The organism is Labilibaculum sp., assembly GCF_963664555.1.
In the GTDB taxonomy this organism is placed as follows: Bacteria; Bacteroidota; Bacteroidia; order Bacteroidales; family Marinifilaceae; genus Labilibaculum.
Window position 1 is genome coordinate 1534948 of record NZ_OY761461.1, and the last position, 15640, is coordinate 1550587.

The 15640-nt window shown below is 38.4% G+C and carries 6 protein-coding genes; 2 read left to right on the forward strand and 4 right to left on the reverse strand.

Going from position 1 to position 15640, the window contains the following annotated elements:
* Window positions 1-164 precede the first annotated feature (164 nt).
* Together ACKU4N_RS06195 and ACKU4N_RS06200 are read left to right on the forward strand one after the other, a co-directional pair.
* Complete coding sequence (locus ACKU4N_RS06195; protein ID WP_321321646.1) at window positions 165-4448, forward strand: hybrid sensor histidine kinase/response regulator; 4284 nt, start codon at window positions 165-167, stop codon at window positions 4446-4448.
* Window positions 4449-4550: 102 nt separating this feature from the next.
* Window positions 4551-7031 carry a glycosyl hydrolase 115 family protein gene (locus ACKU4N_RS06200; RefSeq protein WP_321321648.1) on the forward strand — a complete coding sequence of 827 codons (2481 nt, stop codon included), beginning with the start codon at window positions 4551-4553 and terminating at the stop codon, window positions 7029-7031.
* Between the two features lie 641 nt (window positions 7032-7672).
* Here ACKU4N_RS06200 and ACKU4N_RS06205 read toward each other — a convergent pair.
* The 4 genes from ACKU4N_RS06205 to ACKU4N_RS06220 form a co-directional block, all read right to left on the reverse strand.
* Window positions 7673-10501, reverse strand: coding sequence for a glycoside hydrolase family 2 protein (locus ACKU4N_RS06205; RefSeq protein WP_321321650.1), 2829 nt, complete (start codon window positions 10499-10501; stop codon window positions 7673-7675).
* 125 nt (window positions 10502-10626) lie between these two features.
* Window positions 10627-12048 (reverse strand): glycoside hydrolase family 28 protein, encoded by a 1422-nt coding sequence (locus tag ACKU4N_RS06210; RefSeq protein WP_321321652.1) that lies wholly within the window; start codon window positions 12046-12048, stop codon window positions 10627-10629.
* Window positions 12049-12063: 15 nt separating this feature from the next.
* On the reverse strand, window positions 12064-14844 hold the full coding sequence (locus tag ACKU4N_RS06215; RefSeq protein WP_321321654.1) for an alpha-L-rhamnosidase: 2781 nt from the start codon (window positions 14842-14844) through the stop codon (window positions 12064-12066).
* On the reverse strand, window positions 14828-15577 hold the full coding sequence (locus ACKU4N_RS06220) for a rhamnogalacturonan acetylesterase (RefSeq protein ID WP_321321656.1): 750 nt from the start codon (window positions 15575-15577) through the stop codon (window positions 14828-14830). Before ACKU4N_RS06220 ends, ACKU4N_RS06215 begins: the two co-directional genes overlap by 17 nt.
* Window positions 15578-15640 lie beyond the last annotated feature (63 nt).

Below are 15640 nucleotides of genomic sequence, written 5' to 3' on the forward strand. Positions count from 1 at the left end.
ATTACAAGATAAGTGTAAGGGTAATTATAATCATGGATTATCATACAAACTCCTGTAAAAAATGCCGTTTTAGATGGTATTTTTATTTAATTGTCTATTTTTAATTTTTGTTATACAGTTACTGCTAAATCAAAGAAAACGGTATGTTCTTAAGGGATTATAAAATGAATAAAAGGCAAAATATTTTCATTGGATTATTTACAATTTCTCTTTTTATTTCTTCCATACTATGTGCCCAGGAATCCATGCTATTTACTCAGATCAGTACCAAGGACGGATTGCCTCAAAATACTGTCCGAAGCATTGTTGTTGATAATATGGGCTTTTTGTGGGTTGGTACTCTGGATGGTTTGGTGCGGTATGATGGAACCCGGTTTATAACATACAAACCAGAATCTGGAAAACCCAAAAATCTTACCGATCAAAGAATTCGAAGTATTCATGAAGACAAGGATGGTTTTTTATGGATTAAAACTTATGATAACTCATTTAATTGCTACAATCCCAAATTAGAACGTTTTATCGAATTTAATTACGAAGGAAATATAGTACCACTTTTATTTACTGATTATTTGGAAACCCGAAAAGGGGAGGTTTGGTTATGGGGCGATAGTGGTTGCGTTAAAATTGAAAAAAATACGAAAGGAGTTCCTGTAATAGCTTTTCATTCTGCATCAAATTCAAGTAAATTAGCAGAAGATAAAGTGAATTTTGTGTTTGCGGATTCTTTAAATAATGTATGGATTGGCAGTGATCTGGGATTAAATAAAATGGATTCATCCGGCAATACAGATGAGTTTAACAAACAGGAGAATCTTGGCGCTATTCGAAAGGCCATGCAATTAAATTCAATTGTTTACTTTTTGTCTGATGATGTGATTTGCCGTTATGATCTGAAGAAACATATGTTTTTAGAAGCATTTAAATCTTCGGAGCGATGTACTCTTCGGGATATAGCGCAACTGAATAAAGATTATTTGATTGTTTCATCTCTGGAAAAAGGATTGTATAAAGTGGATATAAATACCGGGGTATTTTCTAAAAATCCTTTAGGTAGTTCAAATCCCTTTATAACGGCACCGCGTATAATTGTTGATGCCAGAAATGGTGTTTGGGTGTATGACAATTCCGGACGAATGATTTATTACAACCCCACTACCGGCAAAACCAAAGAGATGCAGTTGATATCACCGGAGGTTGCCAGTGTTATTGATGATGGGAGGTACAATATTTTAATTGATTCGGAAGGAATTTACTGGGTAACCACTTATGGAAATGGATTGTACCAATACAATCCGGAGAATGATGTATTAACCAATTATTTGTACGATAAAGTAGAAAACAGCCCGGCTTCGGATTATTTATTATCTATTGATGAAGATCATTTTGGAAACCTGTGGATTGGCAGTGAGTATGCCGGTATTATTAAGGTTAGCAAGAAAAAATTCAATGTGAAATATATTAAGCCCGAAAAGGCCGAATCTATTGTTGCAAGTAACAATGTAAAGGTCATTTTTAAGGATTCAGACAATAAGATATGGTTGGGTACAAAAAATGGCAGCCTGTACATATATGATGATCAATTAAAAAATAAGGAGCTGATTGAGAAAAACATCAACCCGTATACCATAGTTGAAGATGATAAAGGACGCATTTGGGTAGGAACCAAAGGGAATGGGGTGTATATATACGATAAAAAGTCATATCAACAGCAGCGCCATTTTGTTAGGGAGGAAGGAAAAGCTCATAGTTTGTGTTATAATTCCATATTTGATATCATACAAGACTCAGAGAAAAGAATTTGGATCGCATCTTTTGGTGGTGGTCTTGATTTGGTAGAGGAATCCAGAGGTTCCTTTCGCTTTAATCATTATTTAAGTAACAAAGGAAATATCAGTTTTGTTAGATGTTTATTTCAGGATAAAAAGGGGCTTATTTGGGTAGGTAGTTACGAAGGACTGATAAGTTTCCACCCTAAGGAATTTGTTAATAATCCGAATGCGTATACAATTTACACCTATAATTCAGGGCATCCGGAAGGTTTAAACTGTAATGACATAAAAGCGATTTTTGAAGATAGCAGAGGCGAATTGTGGATTGGGACAGCTGGAGGCGGATTGAACCTGTTTGATGCAGATAGCCCTGACAAACAGGGTTCTTTCATAAAATACACAAAAAAGGAGGGACTGCCGTCAGATATTATTACTTCTATTATGGAAAGTAAGGATAGTGTTCTTTGGGTGAGTACCGAAAGTGGTTTGGCACATATTGAAAAGGCAAAGAATACTTTTTTAACTTATCAGTTTTCAAACAGTACCTATGGGAATTTTTACAACGAGAATTCTTGTTTGTTGAAAGAAAGTGGTGAAATGTTATGGGGTACTTTAGACGGTTTACTGGTACTGGATCCTGCAAGTATTGTTATTAATCAAACAGTTCCGTTGGTTCAGTTAACCGATTTTTATGTACATGATAAGCGTATTGAAACAGATCAGCCTGAATCGCCTCTTACGAAATCGATTAGCATTACGGATGAGATTGTATTAAATCATGATCAAAATACTTTTACACTTAATTTTGCCTGTTTGGATATAACGGATCCTTCCAGAAATAAATATTCATATAATTTAGAACCCTACGATCAATATTGGAGCTCTCCAAACAGTAACAATTGGGCTACTTATAAAAATATGCCTGATGGCAATTATACTTTTAAGGTAAAAGGAGCTAATGCTGACGGTGAATGGAATAATGAGATCAGAACCTTTCAAATTACTGTTTTACCTCCTGTATGGAGAACGAATTATGCAATAGCTTTGTACATTCTTATAATTCTGGGAATAGCATTTGTAATTATTCGTTTTTTAGTAAGAATCAGTTCGCTTAATAATGCTGTTAAAATGGAAAAGCAGTTAACGGATTATAAACTGCGCTTTTTCACGAATATATCACATGAATTCAGAACGCCGCTTACATTAATTAAAGGAGCTGTTGAAAGAATGAATGATATAAAAGAACTTCCTGCTGAAGTCTCAAAAAATGTAAAGCTGCTCAATCGCAATACGCTTCAAATGTCACGATTGATTGATCAGCTATTGGAATTCCGCAAACTACAAAACAATGTATTGACTCTAAATCTTGAAATGACTGATATTTCAGATTTTACCCGTAATGCTTACTATGCTTTTAAAGAAATTGCGTTTCAAAAAAATATAGAATACCAGTTCGAAGGGATCAATGGGAAATGGGATTTTTATATTGATAGAAATAAAGTTGAGAAAATATTGTTTAACCTTCTTTCCAATGCCTTTAAGTTTACTCCGGCAAAAGGAAAGATTACCTGCAGGGTAGCAAGGGATGTTCATAGCGGGAATTGTATAATAAGTGTGATTGATACAGGAGTTGGTATTCCCAAGGAAAAAAGAGAGTTTCTTTTTGGCCGTTTTATGAAGCTGAATACGTCGGCAGAAGGAACAGGAATTGGTTTGGAGTTGGTTAAAGAATTCACCGAAACTCACAAGGGCAAAGTGAAATACAGCCCAAATCCAGAGGGAGGTTCTATTTTTACGGTTGAATTACCTTCTAAAAAAGAAGTGTACAGCGATGTTAAATTTTTAGATGTTGTAGATGCCGGTGATAAAGATGTGGTTCAGGCGGATCACAATGAAGATCATGTTATTCAAAGACCAGTGAATCCGCATCAATGGAAAATATTGGTTATCGATGATAATTATGATATTAGGGAGTATTTGAAAGACGAATTACAGCATCATTTTGATATTGAGTTGGCTGCAGATGGCAAAGATGGATTGGACAAAGCCATTGAATTGAATCCAACATTGATAATTTGTGATGTGAAAATGCCGGAGATGGATGGCTTGGAAGTAACCCGAAGGCTAAAAGACAATTTTGAAACCAGTCACATTCCAATTATTTTATTGACTGCCATGTCCTCGGATACCATTAAGCTGCAGGGAAGTGAATGTGGCGCCGATGAGTACATTATGAAACCGTTTAGTTTTAAATATTTACTATCCAGGGTGTATTCGTTGATCGATCAGCGGGAGAGGCTTAAAAAACGTTTTTCTGTTGATGTTGAGGTGAAGAAAGGATTGTTAAGTCAGGGAAATAAGGATCAGGCATTTTACGATTTAATTAATGAAATTATTGATAAGCATCTTTCCGAACCAAGCTTTACAGTAACTGAGTTTACAGAACTGGCAGGACAAACCCGAACTATATTTTATAAAAAGGTGAAAGGCCTCACTGGGTATTCGCCTAATGAATTGATTAAAATAAAAAGAATGAAGAGAGCTGCCGAGCTAATTCTTGAAGATAAATACAATGTATCTGAGGTTTCCTGGCAGGTTGGAATCGAAGATCCATTCTATTTTAGTAAGTGTTTTAAGGCGCAGTTCGGTTGTGCTCCTTCAAAATATGGAAAGTAAAAAGGACAGCTAAAATTACATGCTTAGTGTACAATTTTACTGGTAAATTCATAAGGTGAGAATTATCTTCGGAACATCTTTTGATACTATAATTTATGCCTTATGAATAAATTTTTATGCGGGGTAGTTTTGCTGATTTCAGTACTATCCTGTCAACAAAAAAAAACGGATTCCTGCACAATTGCAAGTTCTTCTTCAACAACAACTATTTATGTGAACAGGGAATGCGATTCCTTACTTCGCTGGGCAATTACCGATGTTGCTCAGTCAATCGAAAGTATCATAGGAAAAAAGTTAATAATCAAGGAGGTGAATGAACTTCCCGAAACAGAAACGGGTGGGAATTCGATCATCGTTGGTTTGTATTCTGATGAATTCATAAAAAAGGAAAGATTAATTGAAGAGAGAGATGGGAATACCGTCTGGGAACAGTTTTTAATTAAACAGAAGGAGGGTAAATTATTTATTGTTGGAAGTGATATCCGGGGAACGGTTTACGGAATTTTTGATATGGCCGAACGCATTGGTATTTCGCCATGGAATTGGTGGGCTGATGTAAAACCGCTGCCACGGGATGTTGTAAATCTGACTTTGCCTTCGGAAGGTATTCTGCAATCTCCATCGGTGAAATTCAGGGGCATTTTTTTAAACGATGAAGACTGGGGACTTCAGCCTTGGGCGGCAAAAACATTTGAACCGGAAACCGGCGATATCGGGCCTAAAACTTATGAAAAGATTTTTCAGTTGTTGCTGCGTTTAAAGGCAAATACCATTTGGCCGGCGATGCATCATTGCACAAAACCATTCTTTGCAGCCGAAGGCAATAAAGAAATGGCTGAGAAGTACCATATTGTACTGGGGTCTAGCCATGCGGAACCAATGCTTCGGAATAATGTCAGGGAATGGGACAAAGAAAAGAACGGGGCGTTTAATTATTTCAGCAATAGTAAAAATGTACAGAAATATTGGCAGGATCGGGTAAAAGAGACAAAAAATGCGGGCAATGAATGTCTGTATTCAATGGGCATGAGGGGAATTCATGATTCTAAAATGGAAGGCGCATCGAGTCAGGAAGAAATGGTTGAAATGATGCATACTATTATTATGGATCAGAGAGATATGTTAGCGACTACTTTAGAGAAATCAGTGGAAGAGATTCCGCAGGTATTGGTGCCTTATAAGGAAGTTCTGGATTTATACAATGCAGGAATGCAGGTGCCTGAAGATATTAGTTTGATGTGGTGCGATGATAACTATGGTTATATACGCAGAATGAGCAGCGGGGAAGAACAAAAACGCTCTGGTGGTGCAGGAGTGTATTATCACCTAAGTTATTGGGGCAGACCACACGATTATTTGTGGTTGAGTACAACACAGCCAGGACTTATTTGGTATGAAATGACCCGTGCCTATCAAAACGGAGCACAAAACATATGGATTGCCAACGTAGGTGACATTAAACCGGCAGAGTACAACACCGAATTTTTTCTTGATTTGGCCTGGGATATCAACAGTATCAATTCATCAGGCGTTAAGGATCATTTAAGGGAGTATTGTGCACGCGATTTTGGCGTTGAAAATGCGGACAGTATTGCCGATGTAATGCAGGAATATTACCGTTTGGCATTTTTGCGTAAACCCGAATTCATGGGCTGGAGTCAAACGGAACCAACTACCAAAACTCATTTGTCAGTCTTCAGTATCGATGCCAATGATAATGAGTTACAGCGGCGAATTGATGATTATCAGCAATTGGTTGATAAGGTAGATCGTGTAAAACAGTCCGTCAATGCAAATCTGCTGGATGCCTTTTTTCAATTGGTTGAATATCCTGTTAAAGGTGCTGCTTTAATCAATCACAAGTTTTTGTATGCACAACTGGCCGATTGCATTGCTGATAAAGATGAAAAAGCAATATATGAGAGCAGGTCGAAGGATGCTTACCGCAAAATTGAAAAATTAACAAATTATTATAACAAAGGCATGCTTTCGGGGAAATGGGACGGAATGATGAATGCAGCCCCACGAAATTTACCGGTTTTTGAAATGCCCGATTTTGGTGCCGAAACAGTTGCAGAAGATACAGTAGAGTATCAGTTAAATAACAAACCTGTTTTTATTCAGGCAAAGGATTATTCAAATTGCAGCGGGAGAGATGAATATAGCTGGCAAAGCATTGATGGTTTAGGCTGCAGTAATGATGCAATTAGCCTTTATCCGTTATCAATTCATACTTTTGAAGGAGAATTGCCCTTTGTTGAATATGAGTTTGAGATTGATCAGCCGGGAGTGTATGAAATTGAAATTAGATGTTTGCCAACTCATTCAAACAATTTTAAGCATGAGTTAAGTGTGCAGGTAGATGAGAATGTGCCTGAAGTTTATCCGTTAAATACAAAAGGCCGCAGCAATGAATGGAAAACAAATGTATTGCGGAACTTTGTATCGGTTAAGAGCAAGCTTGAAATAAAAAAGGCAGGCAAGCATCAATTAAAGTTACTTGTAAATCAAACAGGTATTGTGATCGATCAATTGGCGGTTAAGAAGGAAGATTATCCTGCTTATTATGAAATTCCGAATTAAGACGAATTAACTCTGAGCGAAACAGGAAGCAGCAAGTCTTTTACAGCATATGAATCTAAGCGTGCACGGATCAATTATTTTTCAGTAAAATTAAGCGACAGAACTACAGTTTTTGCATCAGATCTGTCGTTCTTTTTTGTATTGGGCTATCCGCCTAAACCCGACTTTATTTTTTTGCTTGATCTAAAAAACGAAGCTGCCGAACAATGTGAGACTAAGAACACCCCTAAAAATTAAAATCGCGAATAAAAAAAATCAAGGATACTTTTAAAATAATTTCCTTATTTATCTCACACTTAAGTGTGGCCGGGCGATTTTCGAATAACCCCGATAGCTATCGGGACTCAACTTCCCGGTCTTACTAAAGCGTTGAGTTAAAACAAAAGCGATTTAAAAAATTCCGAAAAAGCATGGTGCATAAAAACGAGCACTGCAACTATTTGTGTATAAAGAGTAGAGAAAGAAGGGGGGAGTATTTGCCACGACCGCAACCGTCGTGGTACTATACCTGTAACCGTCGTAGTACTGCACCAACAACAGTCGTGGTACTATACCAATGACTGTCGAAGGGAAACTATAAAAAAAAAAGGAGGCTGCCTTTTAATAAGACAGCCTCATAGCATTACAAAATGGATTGACTGCTATTCTTTAAAATCAAAATCCAATATCATCCTGATTCCTTCGTCACCAACTTTTATCCTGATATTTCCCGGCTGACTGTGTGGCCCCTGCATGGATATTGGTTTGAAAGATTGAATCGCCGGAATATCGTATAAAAAGGATATATCTCCCGATGGGAAGGCTGGCATTGTGTGTCTTCCTTCCATTCTTCCTTTGGGTTCTTCGGGGGTCAGCATTCGCAAGAACACGCCGTCGCTTTCAGAATATACCGTAAATGGAGCCTCATCAGACTGTATGGCAGCCCAATATAAATTGGCATGAAAGCCTTTGAATTCAGGATAAGTCAATCCATATTCACTTTCTCCGGTTATGGTGTTGTTGTAATCTTTTTGCCAAAGATTATAGTTGGTTCCTTTTATTCTGTTTTTCCAAACACGGTAAGGACCACGGCCAAACCATTCCATTCCTTTAACTATTTTTTCGGGGTACGAGAAGGTTAAACCAAAATTATTTATTTCGTTGTCGGTAAATGCATCGTCAAAACCTTTGCCTCCGCCAGCTCTGTTCAGCATCACAGCATTCATATTTAATAGTCCTTGTGCATCCATTGTCCAAACAATAGAATCGATACCTCCCAGATATTTTGTTACAAACTGAGCGCTGTGTTCATTTTGTTTGGCATAACATTCTTTGTACTGAATTTTCATGCCTACAGCCACTGGTCCATTGGTAAAAGGAACAATTCCTTTTTTGTTTTTTACCTGCAAAATCTGACCGTTTTTTTGATTGAACGATACGGACACTCCATTTGCTTCCAATGTTGTAATGCTGTCAGTTTCCGTAAGCTTTACATCTCCATCTTTGGTTGTACCGGCATGTTGTAATTGGAAGTATTCACCGGCGTATTTTACAGGCCAGCTCCAGTTGCAGATTTTATGCCCGGCAGGATCGAATGCTTCAATCTCTAAAACCGTTGCATCAAAGAAATTAGCGGGTAATTCCATTTTGGCAAAACCTGTTTCGCCAGGATTTATTTCAGGAAGAGAAACAATCCCTTTTCCTATAAGCTCTCTCTTGGATCCTTTTAAAGGAGAATTAATTTTATGCAGTTGATACGTCATCTTACAGTCCTTTAAATTGGTATAAAGGAATCTGTTTGATAGGGTAAATTTACCCTTAAATGAAGGGGTGATGTATAGTTTTTTGAATTGAATAGGAGCCCAAACTTCGCGAACAGTGAATACACTGCCTTCTTTTTCCCGGTAAGGGCCAACAATACCATCGGGAGCTCTAAAGTCGTCTGAGTCCAGAATGCCGTTTTTATCAGTACGTTTCACCGCACAATCATTAAAAGCCCACATAAATGCACCTGCAAACAAGGGGTGAGAGGTCCAGTTGTCCCAAAAATCTTCTAAACCGGCACCATGTCCCTGATCATACATTCCATGCATAAATTCAGTTGGCATAAATACTTTATAGCCGTTGGTCAATCGGGCAACACCTGTTAAGTAAGCAGGGTAGTGGTGGGCATCAATTCCATTAAAGTCGGCCCATGGATGGATTACATGCCGGTTCTGAGGATCGTAATCTGCAAAATGTTTATCGAGATCGTAGTTCCAACCTCCTTCATTACCATTGCTCCACAATACAATACATGGGTGATTTACATCGCGGGTCAGCATTTCTTTCTGTAGTTTTGATCCAACTTCGGTGTCGTAGCAGTTTTGCCATCCGGCCAATTCATCGACCACAAACAAACCGATTGAATCACACATATCTAAAAAGTGCTGATCGGGCGGATAGTGAAAACGAACAGCGTTGATGTTCATTTCCTTTAATAAAAGAGCATCGCTTTTGCTGATTTCACGGTTGGTAGTACGTCCGCCATCAGGATGAAATGAGTGACGGTTAATCCCTTTCATAACAATTTTGGTATCATTCACATAAATACCATCTTTTGCTCTGAATTCAACCGTTCTAAAACCAATTCTTGACCACCATTCGTGCAGGGTTTTATTGTTTTGGTCGGTTAATTTCAGGTGTAGTTTGTAAAGTTGAGGATTCTCAGGATTCCAGCTGATAACATCATCCCATTTTGTGCTGATGTGTTGTTTTTTGCCATTCAGAGTCAATGGAATGGTTTTGGATGCAAATTTACCTTTTCCTGTTAAGGGTTCAATCGTTGCAATAATTTTACCTGATTTTATTTCTTCAGATAAATCAATGTCAGCATTCAAACTCCCGTCGGCTTTTGCATCCAATGCCACATGGTTCATCGCTGTTCGAGGTTTTGCCTCTAAATAAACCGGACGGTAGATGCCGCCGAAAGTCCACCAATCGGCTTTTCTTTCGGCGTTGTTGATGCTGTTGTTTGCCGAGTGTTTGTGAATGATCACCTTAAGATCATTCTTTTTTCCGGTGGTGATTTTATGGGTAATATCGTATGAAAAACGATAAAAACCGCCTTGGTGCATCTCTCCGGCTTTTTCTCCGTTAATGAATACTTCAGTATCTGTCATGGCGCCTTCAAAAACAATCGAGATTTGTTGTCCGCTCCATTTTTTTGGCACTTTGAATGAGTATTTGTAGGTGCCGGTTTCTTTCGATGGTTCAACTCCCTTTTTCTTGTACCATCTGCCATAGGTATATTCTCCAAAGCCCTGCAGTTCCCATTGCGAAGGAACTTCTATCTGACTCCATTTTTGGCTGTTTTGACCAGCAGAGCAGTAAAAATCCCAGATAACTGTATTTCCCAATCCAGTTCCGGATAAATATTGCCGTTCAGTTTGCTGCCCCGTTGCGCAGAAACAGGTTACTAGAAGTAAATAGGTAATGAGTTGATGTTTCATGTGTCTAAATTTGTTTTTTATTGCCATATGGAACTCCCAAATTACACTCATCATCTTGTGTGTAAGACTTTTTACATGGACGTTTCATATGATTATAATTTTTGCTTTTGGCTGTCTTTATAAATCTAATTATTTTCCAAATCTATATTCTTGTTATTTTCCAGAGATAAAGCATCGTTTGATTTTATCTGAAGATGTTCACATTTCCAGTTTTTTGCATGTTTTATTACTCCGGCATTTTTACCTTCTATGCTTACATCACAGAATTTAAAATCTTCAATGGTACTGCTTTTAATTCCAACCACATTGATACAGCGTTTTGCTCCGGTGGCTTTAATATTGGAGAAGGATATGTTTTGAAATTTTGGCGTCCCATCCTTAGGATCAACACCAGCCAACATTTTTTTCCAATGTTCGGGCAGTGTTTTTCCCCTATATTCTTCAGGAAGCAATGAAGTGCTGTAAGCAGGATTCCAGTCTAAATCAACAGACAGAGGATATTTAACCTTGTTCATGGTGATATTTGCCAAATGAATATCCTCGATTTTGCCTCCCCGTTGAATCGTACTCTTAAAACGCAAACCAAAGGATGTGCCTTCTGCTGTTAAATTATAAGCAACCACATGTCTGATGCTGCCGGATGTTTCGCTCCCGATGGTAAAAAGTCCGGCTCCCATTCCTGCATAACAATCTCGTATCACAATGTATTCACAAGGTCGGTTCACCCGCAGACCATCGCTGTCGCGTCCTGCTTTTAAACAAAAGTTATCATCATTGCAATTGATATTGCTGTTTTGAACCAAAATAAACGAAGAGGAATCAATATCCACACCATCGGTACTAGGTCCGTGTCCTTCAATATTGTTACTAATAGTAACATCATTAACGGTTACGTATTTCGAGTACAGAATATGAAGACTCCAAAAGCCCGGCTGATACAGTACTATTCCATCAATAGTGATGTTTTCAGAATCAGATATTAGTATTCCCCGGGGTCTTTCACAATCGTAATCTACAATCCATCGAAGTCCTTTGGGTTCATATTCCTTGCGCATGTTCCAGTATTTGTCCCAAAACACTTTTCCTTTGCCGTGAATTGTTCCATTTCCTGTAATGGCAGCATTCTTTTTGTCAATAATATTAATGAGTGCAGCCGGCCATTTCATTTCAATGCCTGCAATACGGGTATCAATTTGTTTGTAATCTTCCAGATTCTGACTCCCGGTCAGCATGGTTCCTTTGGGGATGTTGAAATTAACGTTGTTGCCGATAAAAAGCGATCCTGTTAAATAAACACCGGGTTTAAACGTTACTGTTCCTCCTCCGGTAGCTTCAGCCTCATCAAGTGCTTTTTGAATGGCTTTGGTGTTTAAAACAAGTGCATCTCCAACGGCTCCGTAATCTTCTACACGAAACACGGTTTTCTGATCTGGAAAAGTATGGCTGCCCGCATTTTCCATCCAGGTAAATTTAGGGATTGAAGAATTATTCTGCCCCAATGCGCTAAATCCGCAAAGTAGGAGTATGATAAATTGTAATGACTTCATAGGGTATCTGAACTTTTAATTCGAAAAGTTAACGGGTATTAATTTTACTTCACTGTTTAAGCCGGCAGGCATTGTTTTCCAATTCGCATAACCTGTTTTTTTATAGTTAAGGTCAACCAGATTAATTTCCTTGAAAATACGCCATTGAACTCCTTTTTGATCTAAACTTGCGATGTGATTGGCTGGTAAACCTGTTACCTCTATTTCTATTGCATTAAGACCGTTTTTAAGGTATTTGCCAACAGAAAGCTCGTATGGCACCGACCATAATGTTTGAATATAGGTATTGTTCAGTTTTACTCTGGCCGTTTCTCTCACATCACCTAAGTTAAGAATCCAGTCTTCAGCCGTTTTTTTATTCACCGTAAATGTTGTTGAATAGACCGCTGTCCCCATATTCTCTTTTGCTTCATCAATCTTCAAATCGGTCCAGGGAACTAATTTTGGAATAGCAAAGGTGTCGGTGACAGCGGGAATACTCTCTTTAAAGAATATTTTCCAGTTGTTGTTCAGTACAAATGGATTTCCTGTTTCTTTAAGATAAGGCCAGTTTTCACTTGTAACCTTCGTCGAAAATGTTTGTAATAGTAATGATTCTCCGGATTTTAACTGCAATCTTACTTTGGTTTTGCCATCGACTTGTTTTATTTGTGCTTTCCCTTTTTGTCCATTGATCGGATTGAAAAATACGACAGCCTTTGCAAGTGTTGGTAAAGCAATCCAGCTATCTGTATCCTCAGCTTTAAGTGCAGAAACAAAATAATGATACCCCTGGCTGTTTTTCCTGCGAATGTATTTAAGATCCGCTTTTGTTTTAAATTCTTCAGCAACAACTCCGGTAGCCGCAAGTGTATTTTCATAATCGGTTCCGGTAATGATTTTTCCTTTCGAAAATGAGCTTACTGTGGTTTCGTTAAAGTCAACTTCAGGCAGCTGATCACTTAAAGTAAGAAATTGTTTTCTTCGGTTTTCCAGATTTCCATATCCGGGAACATCTTTAGGATAATTTCCCATGAACACAATTTGTGCACCTTGTTTGGACAGATCAATCAGTTTTTTAATAACCTCCGCCGGCATTTTATCTACAGAAGGTATAATTAAAGCTTTATACGAAGTTCCTCCCGATGTAATGAGATGTCCGTTTTTAAATTCAGTGCTTGTAATGAATGAATCCGAAATATAGTCCATATCATAGCCGGCGTCACTAATTTGGTTGACTACATGAATAAATTCCGGAGCACGTTGTTTCATTTTATGGATATCGAATTGTAATAATTTACCGTCCACTTTGTGCCACATATCGTAAATAGGTAAATAAACCAGAAAATCATTATCGGGTTTACCCATTTGTAAAAACGATTGTACGCGTGAGATATATTTAAAAAAGGGTTTTGCATCGCGCCACAATGGGTTGGTTGGACTCATGTCCACCGAAGCATAAAATTTCCATCCCGGCCAGGCAGCCTCAGCCGGACTATAGGTAGTGCCGTGAAAGTAAACGTGATTAACGCCTGAAACAAACATCAAATCCAAATCGGGTTTACACTGAGAGAAGGAGGTGCGAAAATGCTCGGTAAGCCATGTAAATGTTTCTGAAGAAGTGTATTTCTTTCCTGAAATATGAGCCGCTGATGAAGCGTATTTTAACATGGAAAAATCGGAGTCGTTATGACGTGTTAAAGAATCTTTGCGCAGCCCTTTAATGTGAAAGTCGGATAATCCAAATCCTTCGCATTCGGGCACATCAACAGCAGCATAAATATCAATTAAGTTAGCCGGCGAACCGTGTGCCTGATTCCGGGTTTTACTATTCAGCTTGTGTGCCCACTCAGTCCAGGGCTTGGTAAAGTTTTCCAATAATAATTTCGAAAGTGTCTCTCTGTAATCCGAAACGATTCTTGCTGTAGTTTCGTTTCGTGCTGTATCTAAAAATTGAGGAAGATAATCCTGTAATTTATAGCCTTGCATTTGTTCAAATTCAGCAAGAAATCCTGGAGTCCAGTCTGCATTATATACTTCGTAACTATCGTTAAAAAAGTAATTGGGAACAGGTGCACCGCTTTCGTTAAAGGCTTTCGTAAATTTACTCAGGTATTTCTCTACACTTTCTTTCGAAAAATGATTCAAAACCAAACCTTTGCCACCAGGAGCCGCTCTTTTAACCTGCTGAAAAGTATTTCCCTCGAAAAGAGCAATTAATGTCCATTTACCAACGGGTGCTTTCCAATCAAGTTTTTTATTACTAACCTTTTCCGTTAGGTCTACTATTTCTCCATTTTCGGAAAAAGCCATTAAGTTGGCCAGATTGGCTGTTTCTTGTTGTTTTTTATCGTCAGGAATAATTAGTTGATCTAATTTATGTCCATCGGATAAGTAAAATTCCTTGATTAATAAACAACCGGCAGCATCTTTTAGCCCAACATCAGGTCCGCCAAAAGGCCAACCAGTTCCGGTATTCATATCAATGTTAATTCCCCGTTTTTTAGCTTCCTTTTGGGTATGAGCGTACAATTCCATCCATCTGTTCGATAAGAAGTCGACCTCATTGGAATCGTTTCCCTGAACGCCGTAAATTGGTGTGATCTCCAGTGAACCTAGTCCGGCTTCTGAATATAATTCCAGATTTCGGGACAGGTTTGCTTCATCTACAGCACTGCCCATCCACCACCATCGGGCTCCCGGCTTCGTGTTCACTGATTCTTCGGGCCATTGAGCATCCGGCTGGCAGCGTACAATTAGAAAAGGGATTAAAAATAGTGTTGCTAATCTAGCTATGCTTTTAAGGGATAAGAACATGGTTTGCGATGTCTTTAAGGTTTTGTTTTTTGATTTCTGCCGCTACTATTTCTGCTACTGCTGCAGCTCCTGGAGCCTGCAGGTGTGTATCATCCTGAGAACCATTTGGTCGGATTGAATCAACGCCTGCTTCTATCCACATGTATAATTTTTTTGATGGTTCGTCGCCCATCATGACAATTAAATCCCTTGATTTCAGCCAGGTGTCGATTAAAGGAATGTTTAAAGAATCGGCCAATTGACGGGTAATGGCTGGATATCCTTTTAGCCGATCATCAAGTAAGCCATTGTCTTTAAAAGTTCTCATCACAATTGAAGTGGCCAAAATTGGCCGGGCTTTTTTTGCTTGTGCTTCCTTTACCATAGTAATCAGATTTCTTTTGTAATCAGGGTAGGAGGCATGTCTTTCCGGTTTTGAGGAAGCATCGTTGTGACCAAATTGAATGATCACATAATCATTTGGATGAAGGGAATCAACGACTTCTTTCCATCGTCCTTCTGCCAAATAACTTTTGGTACTTCTGCCTGCTTTTGCCTTGTTAACAACAGTTACATGCTCATCGAAAAAATCGGGCAGCATCTGTGCCCATCCTCTCATGACTGTTTTTGTAGTGTCGTAGCTTTGAGCTGTAGAATCGCCTGATATAAATATACGAACGTCTTTTGGTTCTTGTGAGCAGCAAACCAAAAGGAATGTGCTTATAGTGAGTAATAGTATTGCTTTGATTTTCATGTCTTTACTGATTTTTGATCTTGATTTGAATGTGCTCAGAAAAGCTTCCTGAATTATTTTATT

Coding starts and splice junctions, on each gene's coding strand:
- ACKU4N_RS06195 (WP_321321646.1), top strand. CDS start 165: ATGAATAAAAGGCAAAATATTTTCATTGGATTATTTACAATTTCTCTT.
- ACKU4N_RS06200 (WP_321321648.1), top strand. CDS start 4,551: ATGAATAAATTTTTATGCGGGGTAGTTTTGCTGATTTCAGTACTATCC.
- ACKU4N_RS06205 (WP_321321650.1), bottom strand. CDS start 10,501: ATGAAACATCAACTCATTACCTATTTACTTCTAGTAACCTGTTTCTGC.
- ACKU4N_RS06210 (WP_321321652.1), bottom strand. CDS start 12,048: ATGAAGTCATTACAATTTATCATACTCCTACTTTGCGGATTTAGCGCA.
- ACKU4N_RS06215 (WP_321321654.1), bottom strand. CDS start 14,844: ATGTTCTTATCCCTTAAAAGCATAGCTAGATTAGCAACACTATTTTTA.
- ACKU4N_RS06220 (WP_321321656.1), bottom strand. CDS start 15,577: ATGAAAATCAAAGCAATACTATTACTCACTATAAGCACATTCCTTTTG.